The sequence below is a fragment of the Parabacteroides acidifaciens genome (assembly GCF_003363715.1).
Taxonomy (GTDB): Bacteria; Bacteroidota; Bacteroidia; order Bacteroidales; family Tannerellaceae; genus Parabacteroides; species Parabacteroides acidifaciens.
Map to the genome: position 1 here is coordinate 17,707 of NZ_QREV01000043.1, position 26,590 is coordinate 44,296.

A 26,590-nucleotide genomic window follows, 5' to 3' on the forward strand; every position below is an offset into this window, starting at 1 on the left:
CCTTGAACACAAGGTTCTATGTTTAATTAAAAAAGATGACTTTATGAAGAAAATTTTTACTTCGATTAGTATGGCGCTATGCCTTGCTGCGTCTTCCTTTACTACCTCTGCGCAGACAGTGCAGTTGAGCGAAGCTCAGAAAAAACAGATACAGAAAGAAGTTCTGCCTGTCGTATTCGAACAGATCAAAGAACAAGCAGGTCTTGACATCTTAGGATTGGCACAGCCACAGTTGACATCCGATTTTATCGGAAGTTTGCCTATTTTTAATGCACAAAGCGGTTTACGGGCAGATGCGACTGATCCGTTCAAGTTGCAAGTGGACAGTATTATAATTAGTACTGCTGCTATTCCTGGCATTCCCGCCTTCATCGCTCCTATACTTGGGGAGAAACTGAAAGTGGAATTTTCGGACTTCAAGACCACCACGATTCCAATGGTAAGTATGTTCATAGGACGTGACTTAAAGATCGAGCTGCCGGGTACTATCAAAGCTGGGGCATTGGCAGAGATTAATATCACAACCACTGGTAAAGATGGCGATTTGGCTCCGTTTACAATGACTATGACAATGTCTTTGTTAGGAGGTGCTGCTACGCCGTTGTTGGAATACTCCATGATCCAGAATCCGACGACTTCTTTGCTTGAGGCATCGTTGGATATCCAGGAAGGAATGAGAGCCCTTATGGGAATGTTGTCACCGGCCGAGCCTGGACAGCCTGAGACGCCGGCTATGGATTTCCTGGTAACGATGAATCCTGCCGGCTTCTTTACCGGTGCAATCCCTATGTCGCTCTACGGTGTTCCCGAAGCTGCTCCTACACAGAGAATCCCGATGGGAGATGCTGCCCTTGCTCTTGATTTCAGCAACCAGCAGATGCCGATTAAATCCATCGGACTTACTTCTTATGAGATGGCACAAGCTAAAGGATGGCGTGATCTCATGTTCAAGATGGAACAGAAAGACAAGGATCTGGTGCTGACGATCGACAATATGGTATATAGCTCCGCTGATAGGAATGATGCTAAGTTGGCCAATTCGACAATCGTTACGATGACCGATAATACGAAGGATATGACCTTGAAAGATACGAAGTCTGTCGTACGTTCTGTCATTAACCGTGTTGTTACCGAACTGGCGACAGAAGGCAAGGTTGCTCCCTACAGAATGCTTGTAGAGACTGCAATTGATGCAGATGGTGACGGCGTGATTGACGCTAACGACACAAAAATGCCGGTTATGGACGTCGAAGTGACCCCGAGCATCGTCGGAACAAACGCTGTTGCCGAAATGAATATCAAATCGTATGCATATGATGAAACAACACATGCTCAGACCGTCACGAATATGACTGTTAATGCAACAGCCGACATGACAAGCGAAATCATTAAAGTCGACGTGATTCCGGAAGGCTCACCAGTTTCGATTGCCAGTGCTTATTTCAAATCGAATGCTTTAGGAATCATTGCTACAAGCAACGATAACATCACTGTAAGCGACCTGAAAGTAACACCTGTAGACGGTGGCTTGTATATCGCCAACAACGGAAAAGCAACCTATCGCATTATCAATATGACGGGTGCAACTCTTGTTAACGGAACTGTTTCCGGTGATAACGCTTACATCTCTACCTCTTCTTTGGCAAAAGGTATTTATGTAATCGTCGTAACTGAAAATGGCGTTAGCCAGTCTGTGAAGTTTGTTCGTTGATCAGTATTTTGATCTGAAATATTTATTTTAATGACGCCGGCTGTCTCTTCGGATTCAGCCGGCGTTACTTTTTTTGCCTCACCCTTTGGGGAGAAATTAGAATCAGTAAAGGTTTTGTGTGTCAAAATAATCCATATATTTGTAATGTAGTATAGTAAAAATATATCGTATATGAAAACAACGCAAGAAATCATACAAATATTAAAGGACTTCAAAATACGCCATGCCAGCCAGTATGGTATTTTGAGGATGGGAATATTTGGGTCTGCCGCGAGAGAAGAGCAGGTAGAAGGTAGCGATGTTGATATATACTATGAAGGGGAATTATCCGGATTGTTTGCATTATCGCATCTGAAAAATGAATTGGAAGAACTATTAGGTTGTAAGGTGGATATTGTACGCTTGAGAGACCGCATGAATCATTTGCTTCGTAAAAGAATAGAACAAGATGGCGTATACATTTGATAAAGATTTAGCTGTTGATACTCTCGAATTAATAAAGGAAACTTTATTAACTGTTATGAGGCGAACATCCCATATCAATACAGTCGATGACTTTTATGCAAGTGAAGTAGGGATGATTCTTTTAGATAGTGTTTGCATGAAGCTGGTTGCTGTTGGGGAAAGTGTTAAAAACTTGGATAAGATAACAAATAAGAGTTTATTAGAAAACTATCCTGAAATCAATTGGAAAGATATCATGGGCATGAGGGATATTATTGTGCATCATTATTTTGATATTGATGCGACAATTGTAGTTGCAACTCTCCGAAATGAAATACCTCAGCTCTATAGAGTAATAGAGCTTATTATTGAGGATTTAATTTGAACTTCACCCAACAAGCATTCCTTTTTCTCTCCTGCTATCTTTACCTCGGCGCCTTCTGATATAAATAAATGGCGATGAACGTGTACAATATATTTGGAATCCAGGCTGCCATGGCAGGGCTGAGGCTGCCGTTGATGGCAAAGGTCGAGGTGACAGTGGTAAAGAGGATATAGGAGAAGCTTAACGCCAGTCCGATACCGATATTCAACCCCATGCCGCCTTTGATCTTGCGTGAGGAAAGAGAGGCTCCTATGGAGGTCAGGATGAAAGCCGCCATAATCGCAGCATATCGTTTGTGATATTCGATCTGGAACGTCTGGATGTTTCCAATACCCCGCTTCTTTTGGCGGTCGATATAGGTCGATAGTTCGGGTGAAGTCATTGTCTCGCAGTCATTCACGGAGATCAGGAAGTCGGAAGGGACGATCGTCAGTGTCGTATCCATACGGCTACCCTGGGTGATGTGTTCGCGCATGCCGTCAAAATCGCGGATCATGTAGTCGATCACTGTCCAGTTGTAAAGCGAGTCGTATTTGATGGACTTTGCTGTCAAACGGGAAATCATCTTCTTATCCTCAAAATGCTCTAAGGAAAAACGGTAGCCCATACCCGATTTCGCATCATAGCGGTCGAAATAGGCAATTACACCCGGCTCTATCTCCAACTGGGCGGAACGGACATAATCTACTTTTTTGTTTTTGATGTATGTGTTCTGGAAATCGATACGCGTTTCATTAGCCGGAGGGATGATATATGCATTCAGGACGAAGGTACTGAGCGCGATGATCCCTGCTGAAATCGCATACGGCAACATCAACCGCCGGAAACTCATCCCGCTTGCCAGCATGGCGATGACTTCCGAGTTGTCCGCCAGTTTCGACGTGAAAAAGATTACCGCGATGAAGGTGAACAGCGGACTGAACAGATTCGCAAAGTAGGGAATGAAGTTCATGTAATAGTCGAAGACGATCGCTTTCAGCGGCACGTCCGGACTCAGGAACTTGTCGATCTTCTCATTTATGTCGAACACAACCGAGATAGCGATAATCAGGGCAATAGCAAAGATGTATGTGCCCAGAAACTGCTTGATGATGTACCAGTCTATCCGTTTCAGTTTGAATTTCATGTGACAGCTTTCTTATAACCGGTTTGATAATTGGCGGACCATTTCACTCTTCCAAGTGGTGAAATCGCCGGCAATAATATGTTTACGCGCCTCTTTGACGAGCCACAGGTAAAACGCAAGATTATGGATGGAAGCCAGTTGCAGCCCCAACATCTCGTTCACCTTGATCAGGTGATGCAGGTAAGCCTTGCTGTAGCGTGTGTCGATTGCCGAATGTGCATCCGGGTCGATAGGAGAGAAGTCGTTCTCCCATTTCTTATTACGCATGTTGATCGTGCCGAAGCGGGTAAACAACTGCCCGTTGCGTCCGTTGCGTGTCGGCATGATACAGTCGAACATATCGATACCCCGTTCGATCGATTCGAGGATGTTGATCGGTGTACCGACACCCATCAGGTAGCGGGGTTTGTCTTTCGGCAGGATTTCGTTGACAACCTCGATCATCTCATACATCTTTTCAGTCGGTTCACCCACTGCCAGTCCGCCGATTGCATTGCCGTCGGCTTCTTTGCGAGCAACGTTTTCGGCTGCTTCCCGGCGCAAATCCGGATAGACACAGCCCTGTACGATCGGGAAGAGGCTCTGCCGGTAACCGTATTTCGGCTCTGTCGAGTTGAAACGATCAAAACAGCGATCCAGCCAGCGTTCCGTCAGGCCGAGGGATTTCTTTGCATAATCATAGTCTGCATCGCCGGGGCAACACTCGTCAAAAGCCATAATGATATCCGCTCCGATAATCCGTTGGATATCCATTACTTTCTCGGGTGTAAACATATGTTTGGAGCCGTCGATATGCGAACGGAACATGGCGCCTTCTTCGTGCAGCTTACGGTTTTCGGATAGTGAGAACACCTGAAAACCTCCGCTGTCGGTCAGGATCGGGCGGCTCCATGTATTGAACTTATGCAAGCCGCCGGCTTGTTCCAGTATTTCCAACCCGGGACGGAGATACAGATGGTATGTATTTCCTAAAATAATTTGTGCGTTGATATCTTCTTCCAACTCGGTCATATGCACCCCTTTAACAGTGCCTTGTGTCCCGACCGGCATAAAAATAGGCGTTTCAATTACTCCATGATCAGTGGTAATCAGACCCGCCCTTGCATTTGATTTTGTGTCGTTATGTTGTAATTCGAATTTCATACTGCAAAGAAACTCATAATTCTTCTAAGAAAAAAGAGTTTGCGGGAAAGATAATCCGATCATATATTCAGCGGGCCCGAATTGGAGACAGGTAGGGGGAAAGATGCTTCGATTGTGGGGTCCTGCTCCTGCGAGAATGTTTGATAGAGGTAGATTTCTTCTTTTCCTTCAAAAATCTGGTTTCGGATCGTATAGTACATTTCGAAATTCGTATTCTTCCCCAGATAGAAAGGACCGGCAGCAATGATATGGAGGTTATAGTGCCCCGGTTTATCCGTACTCTTCGCTTCGAACCGGTGTGAACGGACCTGCTCCCCTTTGGAATCATGGACGAGTCCGCTATTGACATAAGCGACATATCTCAATCTTTTCATATCCGAATATTCCCAATCCTTTTCCTTTCCGTTAACTGTACGCTTGCATTGGCACGTAAAAGGAATGAAAAATTCACCTCCTTCTTTGGGGATTATGAACGGGTTCTGTTCGGATTCGATTTTGTATGCATATGAGATTTCGGAGGCGGATTGTTTTAGCGCTATTTCTTCTGTTTTTGTCACAGCTCCGTCAAGGACGGAAACAAGAAGAGAGGCCTGCACCAGAGTGTCTGCCTGGTTTTCTTCTACACTGATGTCGAATAATGCGGCAGAAGAGGAGGTGAGTTTGAATTCATCCGACTTAATTGTAACGGATATTCCGGATTCCGAAACCGGGACCCACTGGTCGGTGGCAATCCCATCCGCATATTTCTGCTTTAATGCAGAGATGGTGAAGGTGCGTTTTTCTCCGATATTCTTGAAAGTCGTTGTGTCGCCTTCAAAGACAATTTTACAATCTGCATACGTGATTTCTTCATTGTCACAAGAGATACAGAAAAACAATAAGACAAATAAGGCAAAACTACATACTTTCATGACGGATGGAATTTATGGTTTACTATTCAATGTGTGGCAAACATAATGAAAAAGCCTCACTTTCGCAAGCGAGGCTTCGTAGTATACTGGTTTATGAAAAATATTCCATCGTCAGAACCCGAAATCGTCAATTTCGACCTCTTTTACCTCTTCTTCTTTCGGTTTTTCGACATATTTATGTTCCACATTCGACTTGACGATAATCGCACGCATCGGACGGACCGGACAAATCGATTCGCATCCGCCACATCCGATACAAAGATCCGGATTGATCTGCGGAATCGTCAACGTCCCTTTGTAGGGAACCATATGCACGGCCTGAGTCGGACAGTGTTCTGCACAGGCGCCACAGTCTTTTTCTTCCGTATTCACGACGCAACGGCCTTTGAAGAAGGTGGCGATGCCGACCTGTGTCGTGACTTTCTCTTCAATGGTCAGCGGCTTGATTGCACCTGTCGGGCATACATCGGAGCATACCGTACATTCGTAGTTGCAATAACTGCTGATGTAGGCGAGGCGTGGTTTCAGCATATAATCCAAACCATATTCCAATCCTGTAGGACGGAGCACCTGGCTCGGACAGCGGACTACACATATTTGGCATCCCGTACATTTGTCTTTGAAACGTTCCAGGCTGATAGAACCCGGCGGGGTGAGGGGCGGCCATTTCTTTCCGCCTTTTCTGTGTTTTTTACCTTTTCCCGCTTCTTCGGCAATAGCCGATACGATAGGCAGGGAAGCGGCTATTGTCGCACCTGTCGCCAGGAATGTACGGCGGCTGTTGGCTGCCGAAGGCTGTTCGATAGGTGACGATTGTGCAGCCAAGACGTCAGCGGTTGCTCCTTCCTGTTTCTTTTCCGGAAGTTGCAGGCGATATTGCAACCCGCCTTTTGCGCAGGATGATACGCAGTTGAAACAGTCCACGCAGCGGGATGTGTCGACCGTTAGGCTTTTGCTGTCGATCGCTTCCGCCTTGCAGGTATGTTCGCAGTTTCCGCAATGTGTACAGCTTCCTTTATCGAAAGAGATACGGAAAAGCGAGTAGCGCGAGAAGATGCTCAACAGTGCTCCCACAGGACAGATCGTGTTGCAGAACAGCCGTCCGCGAAAGACTGTCATCACAATAAATACGATTAGTGCGATACTTGCCGCTATCAGACCGGATACCGTAACAGTGCTGATCGTCACATGGAACAAAGAATAGTTGTCCATTTTCATCAGCAGGTTGGCTGCAATATTGTTGCTCCACATCACGACGGGACGGAACAGGCTGGCTGCTATACGTCCGAAATTGCTATACGGATCCAGTAACAGGCATAGCCCGCTGAAACCGAGTACCGCCATAATAGCTGTAATTGCTAACAGGATGTATCGAAGCCAGTTCATCGGTTTATGGTAGGCGAAACGGCGCTGGCCTTTCTTCTTCTTTTTCCCGATGCAGAACAGACGGTTGATGATGTCCTGCAATACTCCTGCCGGACATATCACAGAGCAATAAATACGTCCGAATACCAGCGCCAGCAGGAAATGGAATACGATGAGCCCGATCATTCCGCCCAACAGCGCCGGCATCAGTTGCAGATGCAGTAACTTGTGTATGTCGCCCGGTAAAACTCCAGAGAAATCGACAAAGAACAGAAGTATGGGTACGAAAAACAGGATTGCGAGCAGTACCCTCAATCCTTTTAGATAATTCGGTTTCTTCATCAGATCTTAATACGTTTGATGTTTATTTTTTTCAGATCGGTAGAACCTAATTTCAACTCTTCACCTTTGCCCAAGTGCCCAACTGCATCCATATCTAACTTTTTCACCTGGTTGAACAACGCGAGGGCAGCCGTATCAGCAGCAACAATGTTAGGAGATACGATCATTGATTTCAGGGTAGCCACGTCGGCTGCGCTTTTTCCTTGCGGACCGTTCTGGTGCATCATGCGGTAAGCGTCTACGATGTGCAGAACCGGTTTTTTCTGCCAGGTACAGATATCGGCGATACATTGCTGCAAATCGTTCTGGTGGAAGAAACGACGGTCCCATACGATACCCATCATGTTTTTCATCGCGCATGAGAGTTTGGCCCCTCCGTGATTTTTCAAGATAGGAACGTTGATCCAAGCGTCTGCTTCGATCAGTGATTCATGTATCTTGGCATTTTTCAGTGTTACACCGCCGGGGATGGCCACTTCTTTGAAGTACTTTTCGTCGTTACCCGGCATGATGATACCGCCGGCTTCTTTTACGGCTGCGGCGATACCGCTTGTTTCGTAGCATTTCTGCCAGTTGTCGCAGGTATGATCGAATACGGTTACCTTTTCCGCTCCCGCTTCGAAGCATTTCTTTACGAGCGCTTTTATCAGTTTCGGATTTGTATTTCCTGCCAATTCAGGTGTACGGTCCCATCCGATATTTGGTTTGATAACTACTTTTTGTCCTTTTTTGATATATTTATTAATGCCACCAAGAGCTTCTAATGCTTTGTCGAGCATTACTTCTGGCTCTCCACCCATCACTGCGACCAAGTCCGGGGCCTGTTCTACTGCAACAGTATTAGACGAAAGGGCAGCCTGTAGTCCTTCAAAATTCAAAGATAAAGCAGCACCTGCTACAACACTGGTCTTTAAGAAATCACGACGTTTCATTTTGTTCAATTGGTATTATGTAGTTTATAAATGTTTAAACAAAGATAGATAATCTCTTATATAATCCGTATATTTGACCTCGAAAAAAAATATAAAAGATGGATTTATATTCCTATGTTTCAGTAGAATCCTTTGTCCGGGGATGCCAGCTTTCCCAGACACCCTGTTCTTTCAGCCTTCGGGTTCCTAATTTGATGTATCGTTTGCCGGAGCAGGAAATAGGCTATGGCCTGTCTCTTCTTCGTCGTGCAATCGTTTTGTATGAAGAGCAAAAAGGAATCGGCGCGGAGCATAGTAAGCGTGAAATTCCTTTTTTCAGGACAAACCGCCGGATGCTGATCGGGCCGGAAATGGAAATGTATGCCCTTCCTGTATATCAGAGTCCGGAAATACCTTCAGGGTTGAAACAGGGAAAGAGTCCGTATCTGCGGTTGACTTTCGATTATGGAGCGATAGGAGAATATAGTTTGTCTGACGACAAATATTTGCTTCAGTGTAAATATAATGAGGAAGAGAATTTGAAGACTTTTGTCTCGCAGATGGAACGGGAGTACGATAAATTCTTCTACGATGAAGAACATACCGGGTTTACGCGGGATTCCCGCCTCTTTTCGATGCTTTGTAATGCCTGTCTCGAAGTACGGGAACCTTGTTTTGCTTCCGAACAGGAGTGGCGGATCGTGCAGTTTTGCGATCCGGTTAATGCCGGATATGATTTTACGGATGGCGATCTGGTCCCTTATGTCGACTATACGATACCATTCGATTGTCTCCGTCAGATTGCTTTGCAGAACCGGGCGGAGAACAATTTGACATACAGTGCCCTGGCTGGTTTTCTCCAGCGCATGGGGCTGGCTCCCGAGCGTTATCTGGAAGGGATGCAGGAGGAGTAATTGCTACTCCTCTTTTTTATCCAGCTTGTAGCTTAATGCGCCCGAAGGACATTTCCCGATCTGGTTGATCAGTTCTTCGGTTGTCGCATTTTCAATTTTGATCCAGGGACGTTCTTTGGGGTTATACACCTTCGGTAACATCTTAACGCAGATCCCGGCGTGCTGGCAAAGGTCAGGTTGCCAGACAATGGTGAGTTCACCATTTGAATACTCATGAATTTTTCCCATACTCTTTTTCTTATTACCCTATATTAATACCTCTCATAATTAAACTTTTCCATTCCGGGTGCTTTTGTATGTACCCGGCTACAAAAGGACACATCGGAACCAGACGGAGTTTCCGTTTCTCTATTTCCGTGAGTACTTTTTTTACCAATTGGCTACCGACACCTTTCCCTTCCAGTTCTACCGGAACTTCCGTGTGGGTCAAGTAGATCTCGCCGTTTTTCGATATGATATATTCGATCAGCGGTTTGTACTTGCCGATATGAAACTCGAATTGTTTCTCTTCGGTGTTGTCTATAAGTTCATAATCTTCCATCATGTATTTGTTTTAATTGATGTTTGGTTTTATTTAGAACAACAGATACAAAGATTTTGTTTTATGGAGACGAAGATTTGTAAGGCGTTAATCCTTTTTTCTTCATTTTAATGTTGATTTACACAGTTTTATAGAACTATTTTGGGTGTAGAATTGTTCAATTTTTAAAGCGAAAAGTATTTGGCTTTCTTAAGAAATGGTGAGGAATAATTTACATTTAAAAGCAAAGTATTATGAACAAGAACGATGTTGTTTCAGAGGCCGGTCAGATCTGGTCTTTGTTATCGGAAAGAAAGACTCTCTCTGTTGAAAAGATAGGTGAGATGACTCATCGTCAAGAGTCTTTGGTTTGTTTGGCTTTAGGATGGTTAGTCAAGGAAAAGAAAGTGCGCTTGGTAGAAAAAAGCGGTGTGCTGCATGCTGAATTGAATATTTCGATTCCTGAAATGTATTACTAAAATTGAACAGCAGTCTTTTTGATAAGATTCCTGAAAAATAGAAAAGCCTGCAAACGATTAATCTGCAGGCCTTCCGATTTTTATTTTGCGGAGAAAGAAAAGCGTATTTTGAAAATTTATGGAGCTTTCACTTCCTTTTTCAGCTCGATAAATAAAGTCTTCACACGTTCTTTTTCATTCCCTTTTCCTAACGTCTCAATAGGTAGGTAACCACAGTAATTTTTCTGCTGAATGAGCTTCATCAATTTTTTTACATCGGTTTTAGTCTCCACTCCATTGATGAACACACTTTCTTTTATCTGCCATGTAATAGCATGGTGGATCACTTCTTCTATTTCTGCATATGGATCACTCGTACGGAAACAACCGATATCAAGCATCAGTCCTACATTGTCCGATTTACACATGGACAAAAACTTATTCACTTCATCCGCCGTTTTCAAAAAGTCATTATGATTCTGTATGGCAACCATAACTCCGTATTGCTTACCAAACTCAGCACATTCGTCTGTCGCTTCTGCAATCCATTTAGCGGCTTCATCCCATGTATAGCCTTTTGGGATAGCTGGCCCGGAAAAAACACGTATTGTGCTTGCCCCCAGTTTTGCCCCTACGACAATCCAATCTTTGACTAATTGTATCTCTTTTTGACGTTCTGCCAAATCCGGTTTGGTAAAATCGTTTCGGACGCCAGTTCCTGATATATCGATCGCGTTACGAAACGCACAACGTTTTACATCATAAATATACTCATCGCTGGGGACCTGCGGATAAGTTGGGAAATAATAACCCGTAATATCTACACATTCCATATCTATGGAAGCTGCATACTTAATTACATCAAAAATATCGAGTTCATTATTTTTGATCGGATTATCAAAAGAGAAAAAATTCAGTCCGATCTTCACTCGGCTTTTCTCACCAATACTACCTCTATTGGCTGGTTGTGAAAAGCCGTTTGTTGCAAATAGAGCAACTAAAATTGTAGTAAAAATAATTGATTTCATGTTTGTAATTTTAAAAGGTTTAAAAATGTTAGTTGTTGAAATATAATTAAAAGTATTACATTCGGTGATAAAATGCAAGTATATTGATCCTACCAAGGTTTAGAGCTCATACAGGTCACAAAGAGTTTTTACAAGAGCAAGTGCTTTCTCAAACTGATCTACTGTAGTTATTCCGCCATACTGACTTCCACTACTTAAATGCGGTTCTAATGTCAGAAAGCCTTTATAATTCATTCTTTTCAGCTCCCAGATTAATGATGCAATTTGTGCGTCACCTTCTCCAGGGAAAGCACCGACATCTTTGCTTCCTAATATCCAATCCTTGATATGGACATGTACAATATAATTTTTCAGTATAGAAAAACATTGTTCTATATTATTTACGATAGATTCTCCCCATACGAAATTTGCCGGATCATATGCCTGTCTTAAAGAAGGTGAGTCTATCGTTTCCATAAGATCCAGACAGTTCGATGCCGAATGTCCATAGATACCCGATTCATTTTCATGTACCATTATAATATCTGTTCCTTCCAGATAAGACGTTTGAATATGAAATCGTTGTAGCACCTCATTTCTGAAATCTTCAATCTTACTCCCTAAAGGTGGATAGTAACTAAAAACTCTGATGAACTGAGTTTCAAAGATACTCGCAATCTCAACAGTTCGTTTAAAACGAATAAATTCATCTTCGAAAGGACTGGTTATGCAACTTTTTCCTATGGGAGAGGCAATTGCACTCACCTGAATATGATAGTCGTCCATCATCTGTTTCAAATATACCCATTTATTCCGGTCGACGTCTATAATATTCATTCCGTCAATAAAACGGAGCTCCAAATAGCCGACTCCATTTGTTGAAAGAAGCTCCAATTGCTTTTTAAATGCAGTAGAAACCTCATCTGCAAAGGCACTAATTCTAATCATTATATATTAAAAATAAGTAGGTAAAACTTTTATTATATAAAACGCTACGCATATTAAGGTTATTGCAATAGCAACAATCATTGCTGTGTTCCATATAAACCTTTTTCTGCCTCGCGGCATGTCCTCCTTTAGATAAGCAGCACTATTATTGAGCAGGAAAAAGCCGATATAGGCTATAGGTAGCATAATAAGGGCTATTGCTGATGTTGGAATCGCAATCCATGTACCCATTTTACTCCAAAAGATTGCTCCGAATATTCCGGGTGCCGGTATAAGAGTGGCCATCCTGTATTTCCATCCTGTGGGTTCGATTTTAAAGATTTCACAAACAGCGAACCCGGATACTACCATATGCAAAATAATAGCATTTATCGCCATTGCAATGATACCCAAGCCAAAAATCACACGTGAGATAATAGGAGGTAATCCTGTTGCTTCCAACATACTGGCGGCTGCTATGGGAGAAATGTTGGTAACATTCGAATCCAGAAAATCTTGTGTATGTAAAGTTGAACCAGCTGCAATAATCATTAACGATGTGGCAAGTGTGTAAGGTATTAACATACCGGTAATTAAATCAAAATTGGCCAATCCTGTATATTCTTTTGTCCATCCTTTTTTTAAAAAGCTATAACCAAATAAAAATGTCATATTCAAGCCTACTGCCGCACTTAATGATGCAATAAAAATTGAAATTCCGGTAGTATCAGATGGTATGTTCCAATGAAATCCGTTTTTAAACGAAAAAGGAATAAAACCGGATAAAACTTCACCCCAGTCTATACCCTCATTTGTTAAACCTTCTGCCATTACAACGCCGGCAAACGAGATAATAATAAACCATACGATACTTTTAATCGTATTTTCGAAAAAGGTCACACCTTTACTGCCTTTTCCATAATTCCATACAATCGTTGCTGCAACACAAAAAATTATAAACGCAATCACCAGAAGGATAAAGGTCTGTTGTATAGATGAAGGGGCAAGTTTAAACGAAAAAATTTCTTCTAATAAGTCTAATGACATTCCAGAAGCTATTGCATATTGTGGAAAATGCCAGATCATCGTGGTTATAAGCGTGAAAATGACCCATATCCATGCTACGGCCGGACTTACATATTTCTTCATTGCATAAAACGGCCTTTCACCTCGTGTCAAGGTCTGGAAAGAAAGAGCCGATAACATTGTAATCCCAATAAGCATTGCTACGGGTTGTACCCAAAGCAACTGATATTTTAAAAATGCTCCGGAAAACAAGGCAGCCATAGCGCTTCCTCCTCCTAAAGTCATCGCACTTTGCATCCAGCCTGGACCTGATTTGGAAAAATACCACTTCAGGCGAGTTGGTAGACTTTTATTTTTCAACGAAAGTAACTCTTGCCGTTCTTTCTCTATATTTGTTTCGTTCTTCATTATGCATAATCTTTTATATGAATTTAATCAGATACCAAACAAATCTCAAGTTCAGCCCCTTTTTTTTCAGCAGACAAGTATGCCGTATATATTGTAATAATCGTATCGGCAGCTAACTGACTATTGCTTTCAATTCTACCATTTTCAATATGAGCATTATAAAATGCATTCATTTCGTGCTGATACCCAAGAAACCAACCTTCGTCAGGAGAAACTTGGCTCCATCCTTGTTTTGTTTCAGTTTTTTCCACGATATATACATCTTCAAAGTTTTTCTCTTCCGGCGTATAAGTTTGCATTGAATTATTATGGCTCATATTACATTCCGTACGATGATTATTCGCGTAAATTTTCAACCAGTTGTTTGTTCCTCCCAAACTTAACTCGTTGGCAAAAATGTCGGCGACTGTTCCATCTTCGAAGACCAGATGCAACGTTGCAAAATCTTCAATATCAGAATAGTGTGTTTTTAAATAGCCTTTATTATCGTAACTATCCATTCTCGTTAGCGCATGAACACGAGCTGAGACTGTTTTTGGACGAATAGGCCTGCCCAATCGGGCATAACCTTCCACTGCTTTTAGATAAAATACAGCCGTTAGCGGATGACATCCTTTTCCGATCAAAGATCCACCTCCTGATAATTTCCACTTTCCGTATGACAAAGAATGTGATCCTGAATGTGACTGTTCTCCGCTTATCCACAAAATTTGTGACTTGCTTTTTTCAATAATTTCACGTTCCTTTTGGACAGCAGGTGCATATATCCAGTTTTCGGCGTACATAATACGTCCTTTACTTTTGGCTTCCGCTTGTAACATGCGCTTTACACTGTCAATGGCGTAAACCAACGCTTGCTCACGAGGAAAGGTGTCTCCGTTAAATCTATCATCTTGATTTCCAAAATACCCGGTAAAAGGTTTTTCAACAATGACATCTTTATCGGCTTTTAATGCAGACAGGACTATCTCTTCATGATAGGCAGGCGGTACGCAAACATGAATTATATCGACATCTGCCATAATTTCCTGTAAAGTCGCATATCTCTTTATTCCACGGCTCGTTGCAAAATCTTCCGCTTCGTCCATTGCGATAGAATATACGCCTACTACTTCAACCGCTGCACTAAATACACGCTGTAACGCTGCATAATGAAAAGAAGCCGCAAATCCGGAGCCAATAATCCCGGCTTTTATAGTTTTTTTATTTTGCATAATCAGTTGTTTATTTAAGTCCCTATCTTATTTGAGACAATAAAACCTTCTCCAACTCAAAAGAGCGGATTCTAAAAAGAATTAAATGATAAAAAAATGAATTGTGAAAAGATGACTACAAGCTATGTAAATCAGGAGTAAAAGAAAAAGTCACATCCAAAAGCTAAAATTGCTTTTTAGGGTGGGTGAGAGGGGACTATTCTTATTCCTTCACTCCTGGTTCACATATGTGTGCCATTAATTCCCGGAATAGATCGCATCGTTAGAATCCCAACCTGCGTTCTGTTTCAAAACACCATTACTTAAATTAATCTGATTTAAAGGTATTGGAAGAAGACCTTTAGTTTCAGGACGATATTTAATCGTGATAACTTCCGGAATGCCAAATCTGTACACTGGTACATCTGTTTTATATTTTGTGATTTGTTGCTCTTCAATCCCCCATCTTCTGATATCCCAGGCACGGATTCCTTCAAAAGCAAACTCATGCCTTCTTTCTTCTTGGATATTTTCCTGGCTAACCGCTTTATAATAAGGAGTATTTTCCAATGGCGTATCTCCATGATTCGCAAAATATCCGCGCGACCTTACCCGGTTATAATAGCTCTGAGCATTAGGACTACCTAATTCAGCTGCCATTAAAAGAACGTCTGAGAAACGTATAATATAGATACCGACAAAAGAATCGGATTGTCCGTTCTTTGTTGCAATTCCATTTACAATGGTATTTGCAGCAACTCGCGCTCCATCAACTTTTACATAAATATGACTGTATTTTTTCTGATGGAAACCGGTTTCTTCCATATTACTTTGACTGTTAAAATAAAACTTTCCCGAGTTTGGAGCCGGAGTTTCACTAAACTCAATGCCTTCTGTTTCAAAATCTCGTACATTCCATATCGAACCGGCTTTTCTTAAGTCATCGTTATCCCATTCATTATAAACTTTAGGATTAACGGCACTCATTCCACCGCCATTGCCAAAAGGAAATAATCCTCCTACCGTACAACTTACACTATGAGCAAATCGATTGAAGTTCATATTTTCGCCTAAGGCAGAAAAAGATATTGAATAGATGGCTTCCGTATTATCTCCTTTTTCTCCAATCCAAGATAGGTTATTATCTCTTGCAAACTTGTAATCATCAGCATTCCCACGATTAGCAAGCGCATATAACCATAAATTTCTAAAATCATTTATTAGGCGATATCCACTATTGTCAATCACATCATGGAGCCAATCTAAAACTTGACTTTTATTTATAGCGCCGCCTTCAAAAAGAGGTAATTCTGATTTATTATAGTAACCAGTATAGAATAAAAACACACGACCCGCCATCGCTTCTGCAGCCCATTTGTTCGCATTAAACAAATCTGTCGCCTTATTAATTCCCTGAAAAGAAGTGGAAGGCAATATTTCAATAGCCCGTTTTAAATCACTTGCAATAAGCGCAAAACAGCTGTCTGTACTCACTCTGGGAGGATTATTTGATTCGGTCGATAACTTAAGCGGAACTTCTCCGAATAGTCTGGTAAGATCGAAATATAAAGATGCTCTTAAATAGCGGGTTTGCCCTTCAATATTATTCTTGGCAGCATCAGAAAGTGTATTTCCGTTTTTCTCCAGGCTCTCAAGTACAAAATTCGCTCTGAATATCCCGGTATAGTAGTTCGACCAAGGTGTACTATATGCATCCAAGTTCCGAACCTGATATCGCTCTGTTGCTCGGATCGCAGGATCATCAAATAAAGCTCGTCCACCGGCAATATGATCGTCATCCAGATAGTTGGACAGACCTACAAAACTATTTATCTGATCATAGTAGCAACTTTTTTGTGCAGCATATACTGCCGCGATTGCTTGTTTGTAATCATCCTCCGTAATTGGAAAAGTCGAATTGGTTTTTTCCGTCAGGTCATCTGTTGATAAAAAATCAGAACAAGACACTGAAGCAAGAACTGATAATATTAATAATAAGATTATATACTTTTTCATGATCTGAAATTTTAATGATTAATGTTTTATCGTTATGCCAAACATGACTGTACGGGCAAGCGGGTAAGGAGATGTGTCCACTCCACCAGCCCAGTTTCCACTATTCGGACCACTATTCCCAACTTCCGGATTAAAGCCTTTGTAAGAAGTTATGGTAAAAAGATTTTGAACAGACACGTAAAAACGGAGCTGTTTCAAAGGCATTTTCTTCCATAGTTGACAAAAATCATAACCAAGTGTCAGATTTGTTAATCTTATATAGTCCGCATTAGCAACAAATCGGTCAGACATTCGTACGTCCTGGGTAGATCCGGTGTTAATTCTTGGATAAGAATTAGAGGTGCCTTCTCCATGCCATCTGTTTAAAGCGATATCCATCCAATTATAAACTCCATGATTGTTGTTATTGAAATAATTCCACATGATTTGATTTCCGGCCATACCGTTGGCTATGGCGTTAAAATCAAACCCCTTGTACGATAGATCAAGGGAAATGCCAAATATACAATTCGGATTTGGATCTCCTAAGTTTACATTGTCTTCCTGATCAATGACGCCATCTCCATTCTGATCCACGAATCGCATATCTCCTGGTTTAGCATTCGGCTGAATGACCGCTCCTTCGGCATTCTTATAATTATCTATCTCACTTTGGTTTTGGAATAAGCCATTACTCTTTAAACCCCAGAAATATCCGATCGGGTATCCTACTTGGGCACGGTATGCTTCTGTTTGGTCAGCATGTAATGTACCATTGGGACCATGGATAATACCTTCGGGGTTGTTTATTTTAGTTACCTTGTTTTTCTGAAATGTAACATTGGGAGTTATTGAATAGCTAAAACCTTTAATATTATCTCTCCAGCTTAAAGCAATTTCATATCCTTTATTTTGTACATTTCCACCATTTACATAAGGAGCACCCGTACCATCCGAAGCTAAAATCGGGGCGCGGATTAACCAATCTCTCGTTGTTTTCTTATACCAGTCAAACGTAACTCCTAATTTGCTATCTAATAAGTAACTGTCAAAGCCTATATCTACTTGCTCGGAAGTTTCCCAAGTTACATCTTTGTTTGCAATAATATTGGGATATCCTCCACTCGTGTACTTCGATTTATCTGAATAGTTATAAAAATTCGCGTCGGAAAATGAAATAGTGGATAAATATTGGAAAGGAGATATGGATTGATTTCCATTCTGCCCCCAGCTTGCCCTTAGCTTAAATTGGTTGATCCATTTTCTGGCAAACTCCATAAAGTCTTCATTGATAATTGACCAGCCCACTGAAACGGATGGGAAATATCCCCATTGGCTTCCTTTGGCAAAGTTGGAAGATCCGTCTGCACGTAACACAACCGTTGCCATATAAGTCTGATTATAATCATAGCTCACGCGCCCAAAGAATGATAATAATCGACCAGGGGTAAGCGGACTACCGGTTAAGGTTGTCATAGATGGGTCAATTGTTTTATTATTCACTAAGTACGCATAATCAAAATCATTGAATAACGAATTTCCATTACTTCCAGAGATATTTTCCCCGATACCGGATTTTTCAGCAGACGTACCCAATAAAAAGTCAAAATGGTTCTTTTTTACATCTAAACTGTATGATAAAGTATTCTCAAACATCCAGGTTAACCCGGTACTCATTGTTTGAGTTGTCCGGTCTATACTATTGATATAATAACTGGAAGTAGTGGTCGCTGTTAGAAAATATTTGGGAACATATTGGCGGTACGACTCCGAATAATGATTGATCCCGAAAGAAGACCTGAAAATTAGATTCTTAATAGGTTGAAATGAAAGATAGACATTTCCGTTAAGACTATTTGCCCGGCTACGATTTCCAGACCGTGCATATTCTAAGTAAGCTAACGGATTTGGTGCTGTCGGAGCTATTCCTGTTGGTCCTCCATATTTGTCATAAGGAAAATATGCTGGATATAAGCCCGGGCTTGTCGGGTCTGGGTTATATACCTGAATAACTGGTACACCGCTCATTATGCTTGCAAAACTGTTTTGATTGGCGGAATTCGGACTAACAGATACCCTTCTGGATCTATTGTTATAATTCAAATTTTCACCGATTTTTAATATGTCAAAGTTGCTATTCTTCAATAGGGTAGTTTCCGTATTTACCTGGAATGTATATCTGTCAAAAGTAGGTGTTGCCGGTTTTCCGACTATTCCTTCCTGAGAATATAAAGACAGCCCCAGTGAGTATATAGATTGTTCAGTACCCCCCGAAACATTTATACTGTGACTATGAATTGGTGCATTTTTGTTTGTTGTCTCATGCAGCCAATTCGAACCATTCCATTTTCCACTGACAATATCATCATAGCCGGATATCATGGAAGCATAATCTGGAATTGGGGCATCATTATTCGTATAAAACTCAGACATGAGCATTAAATAATCTTGTGCATTCAGATAATTGAGTTTTTTGGCAATATTTTGTATGCCAAAATAGCCATCATAAGTCACAGTCGGTTTACCTATGACACCTTTTTTCGTCCCGATCAGTACAACGCCATTCGATGCCCGAGCACCATAAATTGCAGCTGAAGAGGCATCTTTAAGTACATCTATCGTCTCAATATCAGATGGATTCAGATTATCAATATCCGGTACGGTTACACCATCCACAATGAATAAAGGAGATGAATTACCTGTTGTGCCTAAGCCTCGGATACTAACTTTAAAGCCGTCTCCTGGTTGCGCCGAAAGTCTCTGAATACTAACACCCGGTGTCTGACCTTTCAGTGCGTCTAATACAGTGGATGTGTTTTTTTTAGTAATCTCGCCACCTTTAATTTGGGTGGTGGCACCTGTTACCAGCTTTTTTTTCATCACGCCATAACCAACGACAACAACTTCGTCGATTGCTTGCATATCTTCATGTAGAATGATATTGAATGTTGTTTGGTTAGCCGTATTAATGGTCTGCGTCAGATAACCGATATAGGAAACAAGTAATACTGCGTTATCAGAAACATTCAGTGTAAACTTACCGTCTATATCTGAAATAGTTCCGTTATTCGTGCCTTTCTCCATGATACTGGCTCCAATCACAGATTCGCCTTTTTCATCTACAATTACGCCTTGTATGCTTTTATTGTTTTGAAGGCGTTCATTTATGACAAACTCGTTTTTACTTAATATTATTTGCCGGTCTTCAACTTTGTAGATCACATCAGTAGTTGCAAATAGTTGTTCCAGAACCGAATCGATAGATTTTGATTCTACATGTAGATTAACCTTACGGTCTACATTGATCAATTTACTGTTATACAAAAAATAAAACTCGGTTTCTTGTTCTATCGCATTTAAAACTTCTTCTATTGTTGCATTTTTCATGTTTAACGATATGCTGGCAGATTGTGAATAAAGGCTGGTTGTAATAGCCCCTGCTTGTAAAATCGTTATAAATAATAGAATTATGGTTATTCTCATAAAAATAGGGATTTTACGTATTAGTATAAAATAACACTTTGAATTTTTGAATTGTTGTGTATTCTTCATAATTTTGCATTGTCAAATTAATTATGTTGTAAACTACTTAATTGATTGAATTACCGCTCCTAAGATGAGATTCTCGGATTGGTAGTTTTTTGATAGGCGGGAAAATACTGGTACTATTTTCCCGCTTTGTTTTTTATGATCTTTTCTCCATAGGCAATTTAATTTTTAGGTGATTTATTCTCTTAAATGAATTAAAACAGTTCGTTTTGAATACGTGTAATCGTCCGATTGCGATGGCTCTATGATCTTGCACTTTATCGGTGCCGATTTTTCCAAAAAATACAATATTTCATTTAATGTTTCGGTAGTAAATGTTGCCGAATATTCATAGTCATATAATTCACTTCCTTCAAGATATATATCAACATTGAAGTGACGTGATAACCGCTTGACTATTTCTGTCATCTTTGTTCGACGGAATATCATTTTACCGTCTTTCCATGATGTTTTTACAGCCAGATTACCGTCTTTTATTTCAAGACGGTTACTTTTTTTGTCAAAGATGGCTTGCTGTCCTTTTGATAAGATTTCCGAACCTGATGATTCAGGTAATGAAACTTCGATATTCCCAGATGCAAGTGTTGCTTCAATTGTAGAATCTTCGTCATAGGCGGATACATTAAATTCCGTACCATAAGCGCTTACTACGATTCCATTCTCAGTTAATACCTCGAAACGATTTGAAGGATCAGCCTTTACCTTAAAATAGGCCTCACCACTTAATAATACTTTGCGTGTTTCCGTTGAAAAGGATTGTGGATACGAAATTGTCGATCCCGAGTTTAGCCATACATCTGAACCATCAGGCAATGTGACCTTCGAAACTAAACCATATGCAGATGTTAACTCAAGTTGTCCAGACAAAATACTTTCCCGATCTTTCAATATGCTGTACATTATGAAAGTCGTTATCATAACCGGCAAAAGCAATATGGCTGCTGTATTACGGATGAATCGCCATAAATTATTTTTATATTTATATAAGGTAATCCGACGGGATATTTCCTCCCAGTTCCGTGATACATTAATTTGTTTGTGTAATGCCAGTTCAGATGTTTTTTCCCAGACAAAACGAATCTCTGATACTTCTTTTCGTAGCGTCGCAGAATTATTCAACATCTGTTCGAAATGTTTCTTTTCCTCTGCAGATAGTCTCCCTTCAAGGTAATCAATGATGAGTCTTGTTTGTGCTTTCATATAAATTAGACGTACATCAAAGAAAATACCCTATAGGAAAAAGATACTTTTTATCAAAATAAAAGTAAAGCGAGTGGCAAATAATCTTTTAACTCTATGCGAAGTTGCTTCAAAGCCTTTGTTATATAAGCTTCAACGGTTTTAATGGAAATACGCTGTTGTGTTGCAATTTCTGTATATGTCAGGCCTTCAAAACGACTCATCTCAAAAACTTGACGGATATTTTCCGGCAAATTCGATAATGCAGCATTCAACATATTTTCTAATTCTACAGTCGCGTATAAGTCATCAGTGGAATATTCTGTTTTATGAAGTGATTTTTTTTGTATCCATGAAGTTTCAATTTCCTGCTTACGCAAATAATCTACGCAACTATTCCGTACGCTGGTCAGCAAGAGATTTCTACCGGAAGTATTAATGATCATTTTTTTTCGGTTTTTCCATATCTTAAAGAATGTATCCTGCACAATATCTTCGCAGGTTTCCCACTGTTCTATATATCTATGAGCAAATACACAAAGGGAAGAGAAAAATTTAAAAAATAAAGAACGAAAAGCATCTTCGTCGTCCAATTGTGCGATCTTCCAGAATAACAGATCAATCTCATTTGTATGTGTGCAATCATCCATGTAACGAAGATACGACTATTTTTCGTTATTAAAAGTTGTTGTTATATTGAATATTCGTAAAGTGTACGGTTTCTTATATACCAAGATTGTGTGGACAAATGAGCAAATCGGGGAAAAGAATCTTTTTTTGTAGCGTTTGTCATTGTCAGCAATGAAATATAAATAAGATAGAACTCTTAAGTATGTGCCTTATCTTATTAGCGGAGAAAGAGGGATTCGAACCCCCGGAACCTCTCGGTTCAACGGTTTTCAAGACCGCCGCAATCGACCACTCTGCCATCTCTCCAATTATATTTTGCAACAGTATTTTTTTTCTCTATTGCGGTGCAAAGGTAGTGATTATTTTGGAATATCCTATTTTTTGCGCTGATATTTTTTATTTATGAGCTCATACTTTTCTTTTAACCACAGGGATTGAACGTTTGTGGTTTTTTATTGTTATTTTTGTAGGTAGTAATAATTAATAGTAACGAGGTTTATATGAGAAATTTGAAAAGTCTATTGATGGTGGCTATGGCGCTGATTTTGGTTAGTTGTTCCATGTCTGCAAAACCTGAAAAGAATGAAACAGAAAAGGCGGCTGCATCGGGGGAAGTGGTTGTCTTAAATAAGGCGGACTTTCTGACGAAAGTATATAATTACGAAAAGAATCAGACGCAATGGGTGTATGAGGGAAACAAACCTGCAATTATAGATTTCTATGCAGATTGGTGCGGACCTTGCAAGCGTGTGTCTCCGATCCTGAAAGAACTGGCAGCGCAGTATAAGGACGACATTATTATCTATAAGATTAATGTGGATAATGAAAAAGAATTGGCGGCTGCATTCGGCATCCAGAGTATACCGACTTTGCTGTTTATCCCCAAGAATGGTAAGCCGCAGCTTGCTCAGGGAGCTTTGTCGAAAGAGCAGTTTGTGGAACAAATCGACAATTTCTTGTTGAAGAAGTAAAGTATATCTCTTTGAAGATAATTGCATAGCGCCTGGTTCTCTTTGTAGGGCCAGGCGTTTTTTTGTGTAGGAGAGAGGCGGCGGGCAATAAAAAAGAGGGCACCTTGGGGGTGTCCTCTTTTTATTTTGGCTCGGCACGAATTATTCAGCGCTTTCTGCTGCTGCAGGAGCTTCTTCTGCCGGAGCGGCAGCAGCTGCTTCTTCAGCTTGCTTAGCAGCTTCAGCGGCTGCCAATTCTGCTTTCTTTTTAGCAACGATTTCTGCTTTTGCCTTGTTTGCTTCTTTTTCGGCTTCCAGACGAGCTTTTTCTGCAGCTTTTGCAGCTTCGCTGTCTTTCTCTTTTATAGCCTGAGTAGAAGCTTGTTTGTTCTTCAACCAAGCCTGAAACTTAGTTTCAGCTGTTGCTTCGTCGAATGCACCTTTCTTAACGCCTTCCAGTAAGTGCTTTTTCATGCAAACGCCTTCACGGGAAAGGATATTACGAGTGGTGTCTGTAGGTTGTGCACCTACCTGTAACCAATACAAAGCTCTTTCGAAGTTCAAATCTACTGTAGCAGGATTAGTGTTCGGATTATAAGAACCTATCCTTTCAATAAACTTTCCATCACGTGGAGCCCTGCTGTCTGCGACTACGATCTGATAAAAAGCGTAGCTTTTACGACCGTGTCTCTGCAATCTAATTTTTGTTGCCATGTTTGAAATAATTAATTTAAGCTGTTTGTATTAGCGGGTGCAAAGATATGAATTCCCGGATAGAAAACAAATAGATCGGGAAAGAAAATAATTGCGTATTTTTGTAGCGGATGCAAAAATACACAATTGCCTAATAATAAACGAATACATTATGAATACAAATATACTGAAAAAGATAATCTTTACATTGCTGTGGACTCTGTATGTGAGTGTTTCCGCCTTAGGGGAAGAAACGGTTTCTACAGTCCTGCCGATTGCCGATCCTTATATCTTGTGTTATAAAGATATGTATTATGCCTACGGAACTTCAAGGGGAGACGGTTTCGAGGTCTATTGTTCGAACGATCTGAAATCATGGAAGCGGTCTGCAAACCTGGCTTTGAGCAAGGATGATTCGTATGGAGACAAGTGGTTCTGGGCGCCGGAGGTTTACTATGTCGAGAAATACAAGAAATTTTATATGTATTACTCGGTGGAAGAACATGTTTGTGTCGCGACGTCCGATTCCCCTTTAGGTCCCTTCGTGCAGGACGAAAAACGACCTATCCGTGAAGAGAAGGGGATCGATACTTCTGTCTTGTTCGATGAAGACGGGAAGGCTTACCTTTATTTCGTCCGTTTTACGAATGGCAATGTGATCTGGTGCGCGGAGCTGAAAGACAACCTGAAAGAAATAAAGGAAGAGACACTGACGCAATGCATCGAGGCGACCGAGCCATGGGAAACAGTGTTCGGAAAGGTTGCAGAAGGACCTTCATCACTTAAACTAAACGGTGTTTATTACTTGCTCTATTCAGCCAATGATTTCAGAAGCCTGGATTATGCGGTCGGTTATGCCACTTCCGCATCGCCCTTCGGCCCGTGGAAGAAATACACGGGAAATCCCTTGTTGCACAAAGTGGAAAACCTTGTCGGCACAGGGCACGGCGCTCCGTTTGTGGACGGAAATGGGAAATATCGTTATGTCTTTCACGCGCATAAAAGCCAGACGGAGGTCAATCAGCGGAATACATATATTATCGATATGTCTTTTTCTGACAAAAACGGAGTCTCGATCGGCGGCAATCTGATTCGACCGGTAGTCGTGGAATAAGCTTCCGCCTTATAGTTTATTGACTAACTCATCTGCAATAAAACCGAGCTCTACATCTCCGATTTCTCCTATTCGTACGACTACAACTTTTTTGTCAGGATCTACGTATAAGACTTGCTTCATATATCCCATGGCATAAAAGGCATTTGTATATGCGAGGACGCACCATTTCCCATTTCTCTGCTTTTTTATGTCGTAATAGTCGTATTTTGTTTGCTGCATAGCTTTTGCAGCACTGATTGAATCCGGAAAATAGGGCCCGTCTTTGGTGTAATACCATTCATCCATGCTATACCATTGATATTGATAGCCTTCATTGTTGACATTAGGCGTGGTGGATTTCTTTATCCAATCGGGATTAATAATTTGTTTTCCGTTCCATTTCCCCTTGTTCAGGTAAAGTTGTCCGATCTTGGCCAGGTCGATAGCCGTCAGGTTTAGTCCTTGATAGGCTTTGGCCGAACGATGTTTCTCGTCGTCGAGGCTCCAGGTGGCATCATGCTCCATGCCTAATGGAATCCATATTTTCTCTTCCAGGTATTTACCCAATTCTTTACCTGTTGCCTTTTCCAGGACGATACCTAATAGAGCGGTGGTTACGCTTTGATACTCATATACGCTGCCCGGTTCGTGGGCGAACTTCATTTTCTTTATTTGTCCCAATTGGTTTTTACCGTAATATAGCTTGGCCATTTTGGAAAAACGGCTGCCATAATTTTCATTGAACTTCAGTCCGGAACGCATATTCAGCAAGTCTTCAATCGTCAGTCTCTGAAATTTAGCATCACCACTCAACAGTTCGGGTACATACTTCGTGACAGGGTCCGTAACGCTTTGTATATAACCGTCTTCAATGGCTAATCCGGTCAATAGGGATGTTACTGATTTTGAGATGGAGAAAACGTTTATCAGCTGGTTGCGGTTGTAACCGTTATAGTATTTTTCAAATAAGACGGAGTCGTTTCTTATAACGACAAAAGCGGCTGTCCGGGTCGATTGCAAGTAGGTGTCTAAAGGTAAATCGACTGTATCTCTGTCCCTGCCTTGACCTCTTACTAATAGCTGGCTAATGTCGTTATTGCCGCGTGGTTTAAAATGATAAACGGAATCTCCATGATGGATTGCGGTATAAGGGAATTGGGTATAATCGTTGATAGTCGGATATTTATAGAATATCCCGCATGATGAAAGCAGGGCAACGGCAAGGCCGATAGAGCCAAGAGCGCAGATTGTCCTTTGTTTGGATTTAATGTAACTGTTGAATTTCATGTTGTCGTGTTTAGTAGTTCTTTGTTTATATAAATGCAAAAAATGTGCCAATGTGTTTAAGACGTTGGTTATCAATTGGAATAGGTCTGTCGGTGTGGTGGCTAACTGTCAAATTTTTAGACAACGGTGTCTAAAAATTTGACATATTTGAAGCAAGAAATAATGATTTACTGTTTTATTTTTGGCCTGTTTTGAACCTCCTGCAAATCTGAAAAATATACATTACCCCCCCTTTTCGACCGTTTTTCTATTTCGTCCGAAATCTTGATCCATTTTGGATTGACTTTTTTTGCAGTTTAAGCTCCCCTTTATGACAATAGGAAAAACGAGGTGCGCAGTCCGTTCTGAAAAGTATTCTTTTTGATTGCCGGAAGGCATAAACGCCGACAAAGTGATAAAGCTTAACTCCCGGAGAATCGA

The 26,590-nt window shown here is 41.0% G+C and carries 25 protein-coding genes and 1 tRNA gene; 7 read left to right on the forward strand and 19 right to left on the reverse strand.

The genetic code is table 11. The features are described 5' to 3' along the window. The first annotated feature begins 43 nt into the window (after positions 1-43). From DWU89_RS15240 to DWU89_RS15250, 3 genes are all read left to right on the forward strand, one after another. On the forward strand, positions 44-1,711 hold the full coding sequence (locus DWU89_RS15240) for a T9SS type A sorting domain-containing protein (protein WP_115500494.1): 1,668 nt from the start codon (positions 44-46) through the stop codon (positions 1,709-1,711). Positions 1,712-1,882: 171 nt separating this feature from the next. Continuing rightward, positions 1,883-2,176 (forward strand): nucleotidyltransferase family protein, encoded by a 294-nt coding sequence (locus DWU89_RS15245; RefSeq protein ID WP_115500495.1) that lies wholly within the window; start codon positions 1,883-1,885, stop codon positions 2,174-2,176. After that, the gene (locus DWU89_RS15250) at positions 2,160-2,540 is read left to right on the forward strand and encodes a HepT-like ribonuclease domain-containing protein (RefSeq protein ID WP_115500496.1); all 381 of its coding nucleotides are present in this window, start codon (positions 2,160-2,162) and stop codon (positions 2,538-2,540) included. Before DWU89_RS15245 ends, DWU89_RS15250 begins: the two co-directional genes overlap by 17 nt. A gap of 40 nt (positions 2,541-2,580) precedes the next feature. Here the strand turns inward: DWU89_RS15250 and DWU89_RS15255 are convergent, their stop codons facing one another. The 5 genes from DWU89_RS15255 to DWU89_RS15275 all read right to left on the reverse strand — a co-directional run bounded on the left by DWU89_RS15255 (position 2,581) and on the right by DWU89_RS15275 (position 8,359). Beyond that, positions 2,581-3,666 (reverse strand): LptF/LptG family permease, encoded by a 1,086-nt coding sequence (locus tag DWU89_RS15255; protein WP_115500497.1) that lies wholly within the window; start codon positions 3,664-3,666, stop codon positions 2,581-2,583. Between the two features lie 12 nt (positions 3,667-3,678). Beyond that, entirely contained in the window at positions 3,679-4,809 is a 1,131-nt protein-coding gene (tgt, locus tag DWU89_RS15260; protein ID WP_115500498.1) for a tRNA guanosine(34) transglycosylase Tgt, read from the reverse strand. Positions 4,810-4,868: 59 nt separating this feature from the next. After that, positions 4,869-5,720 carry a hypothetical protein gene (locus DWU89_RS15265; RefSeq protein WP_115500499.1) on the reverse strand — a complete coding sequence of 284 codons (852 nt, stop codon included), beginning with the start codon at positions 5,718-5,720 and terminating at the stop codon, positions 4,869-4,871. A 111-nt stretch (positions 5,721-5,831) separates the two neighbouring features. Continuing rightward, positions 5,832-7,427, reverse strand: a complete 1,596-nt coding sequence (locus DWU89_RS15270; protein ID WP_115500500.1) for a 4Fe-4S dicluster domain-containing protein — start codon at positions 7,425-7,427, stop codon at positions 5,832-5,834. Next, entirely contained in the window at positions 7,427-8,359 is a 933-nt protein-coding gene (locus tag DWU89_RS15275; protein ID WP_115500501.1) for a DUF362 domain-containing protein, read from the reverse strand. Before DWU89_RS15275 ends, DWU89_RS15270 begins: the two co-directional genes overlap by 1 nt. Positions 8,360-8,457: 98 nt before the next feature. On the opposite strand from DWU89_RS15275, the gene DWU89_RS15280 reads away from it, so the two are divergent. Continuing rightward, positions 8,458-9,252: a hypothetical protein gene (locus DWU89_RS15280; protein ID WP_115500502.1), complete on the forward strand. Its 795-nt coding sequence runs from the start codon at positions 8,458-8,460 to the stop codon at positions 9,250-9,252. Between the two features lie 3 nt (positions 9,253-9,255). Here the strand turns inward: DWU89_RS15280 and DWU89_RS15285 are convergent, their stop codons facing one another. Both DWU89_RS15285 and DWU89_RS15290 read right to left on the reverse strand, forming a co-directional pair. Then, positions 9,256-9,480: a (4Fe-4S)-binding protein gene (locus DWU89_RS15285; RefSeq protein ID WP_115500503.1), complete on the reverse strand. Its 225-nt coding sequence runs from the start codon at positions 9,478-9,480 to the stop codon at positions 9,256-9,258. A 13-nt stretch (positions 9,481-9,493) separates the two neighbouring features. After that, complete coding sequence (locus DWU89_RS15290) at positions 9,494-9,796, reverse strand: GNAT family N-acetyltransferase (protein ID WP_167451700.1); 303 nt, start codon at positions 9,794-9,796, stop codon at positions 9,494-9,496. Between the two features lie 230 nt (positions 9,797-10,026). On the opposite strand from DWU89_RS15290, the gene DWU89_RS15295 reads away from it, so the two are divergent. After that, entirely contained in the window at positions 10,027-10,251 is a 225-nt protein-coding gene (locus DWU89_RS15295; protein WP_115500505.1) for a winged helix-turn-helix domain-containing protein, read from the forward strand. Between the two features lie 116 nt (positions 10,252-10,367). On the opposite strand, the gene DWU89_RS15300 is transcribed toward DWU89_RS15295, so the two are convergent. From DWU89_RS15300 to DWU89_RS15340, 9 genes are all read right to left on the reverse strand, one after another. Then, complete coding sequence (locus DWU89_RS15300) at positions 10,368-11,258, reverse strand: sugar phosphate isomerase/epimerase family protein (protein ID WP_115500506.1); 891 nt, start codon at positions 11,256-11,258, stop codon at positions 10,368-10,370. A gap of 99 nt (positions 11,259-11,357) precedes the next feature. Further along, on the reverse strand, positions 11,358-12,185 hold the full coding sequence (locus DWU89_RS15305) for a sugar phosphate isomerase/epimerase family protein (RefSeq protein WP_115500507.1): 828 nt from the start codon (positions 12,183-12,185) through the stop codon (positions 11,358-11,360). A gap of 6 nt (positions 12,186-12,191) precedes the next feature. Further along, a complete protein-coding gene (locus tag DWU89_RS15310; protein WP_115500508.1) occupies positions 12,192-13,598 on the reverse strand; it encodes a divalent metal cation transporter in 1,407 nt (468 codons plus the stop codon). Positions 13,599-13,621: 23 nt separating this feature from the next. Continuing rightward, on the reverse strand, positions 13,622-14,812 hold the full coding sequence (locus tag DWU89_RS15315) for a Gfo/Idh/MocA family protein (protein ID WP_115500509.1): 1,191 nt from the start codon (positions 14,810-14,812) through the stop codon (positions 13,622-13,624). 237 nt (positions 14,813-15,049) lie between these two features. Next, positions 15,050-16,807: a RagB/SusD family nutrient uptake outer membrane protein gene (locus DWU89_RS15320; protein WP_115500510.1), complete on the reverse strand. Its 1,758-nt coding sequence runs from the start codon at positions 16,805-16,807 to the stop codon at positions 15,050-15,052. Positions 16,808-16,825: 18 nt separating this feature from the next. Then, complete coding sequence (locus tag DWU89_RS15325; protein WP_244205926.1) at positions 16,826-20,269, reverse strand: TonB-dependent receptor; 3,444 nt, start codon at positions 20,267-20,269, stop codon at positions 16,826-16,828. A gap of 243 nt (positions 20,270-20,512) precedes the next feature. After that, positions 20,513-21,535, reverse strand: coding sequence for a FecR family protein (locus tag DWU89_RS15330; RefSeq protein ID WP_115500512.1), 1,023 nt, complete (start codon positions 21,533-21,535; stop codon positions 20,513-20,515). A 53-nt stretch (positions 21,536-21,588) separates the two neighbouring features. Continuing rightward, a complete protein-coding gene (locus tag DWU89_RS15335) occupies positions 21,589-22,164 on the reverse strand; it encodes an RNA polymerase sigma-70 factor (protein ID WP_115500513.1) in 576 nt (191 codons plus the stop codon). 201 nt (positions 22,165-22,365) lie between these two features. After that, positions 22,366-22,450: transfer RNA gene (locus tag DWU89_RS15340), tRNA-Ser, on the reverse strand. A gap of 194 nt (positions 22,451-22,644) precedes the next feature. Here DWU89_RS15340 and trxA point away from each other — a divergent pair. Next, the gene (trxA, locus tag DWU89_RS15345; protein WP_115500514.1) at positions 22,645-23,115 is read left to right on the forward strand and encodes a thioredoxin; all 471 of its coding nucleotides are present in this window, start codon (positions 22,645-22,647) and stop codon (positions 23,113-23,115) included. A gap of 141 nt (positions 23,116-23,256) precedes the next feature. Here the strand turns inward: trxA and DWU89_RS15350 are convergent, their stop codons facing one another. Continuing rightward, positions 23,257-23,808 carry a 30S ribosomal protein S16 gene (locus DWU89_RS15350; protein ID WP_115500515.1) on the reverse strand — a complete coding sequence of 184 codons (552 nt, stop codon included), beginning with the start codon at positions 23,806-23,808 and terminating at the stop codon, positions 23,257-23,259. A 151-nt stretch (positions 23,809-23,959) separates the two neighbouring features. Between DWU89_RS15350 and DWU89_RS15355 the strand changes: the two genes are divergently transcribed. Then, on the forward strand, positions 23,960-24,901 hold the full coding sequence (locus DWU89_RS15355; protein WP_115500516.1) for a glycoside hydrolase family 43 protein: 942 nt from the start codon (positions 23,960-23,962) through the stop codon (positions 24,899-24,901). Between the two features lie 9 nt (positions 24,902-24,910). On the opposite strand, the gene DWU89_RS15360 is transcribed toward DWU89_RS15355, so the two are convergent. Both DWU89_RS15360 and DWU89_RS20900 read right to left on the reverse strand, forming a co-directional pair. Then, positions 24,911-26,170 (reverse strand): serine hydrolase domain-containing protein, encoded by a 1,260-nt coding sequence (locus DWU89_RS15360; RefSeq protein WP_115500517.1) that lies wholly within the window; start codon positions 26,168-26,170, stop codon positions 24,911-24,913. Between the two features lie 222 nt (positions 26,171-26,392). Then, positions 26,393-26,590: hypothetical protein (locus DWU89_RS20900; protein ID WP_208642472.1), on the reverse strand; the 198-nt coding region annotated here is incomplete at its 5' end.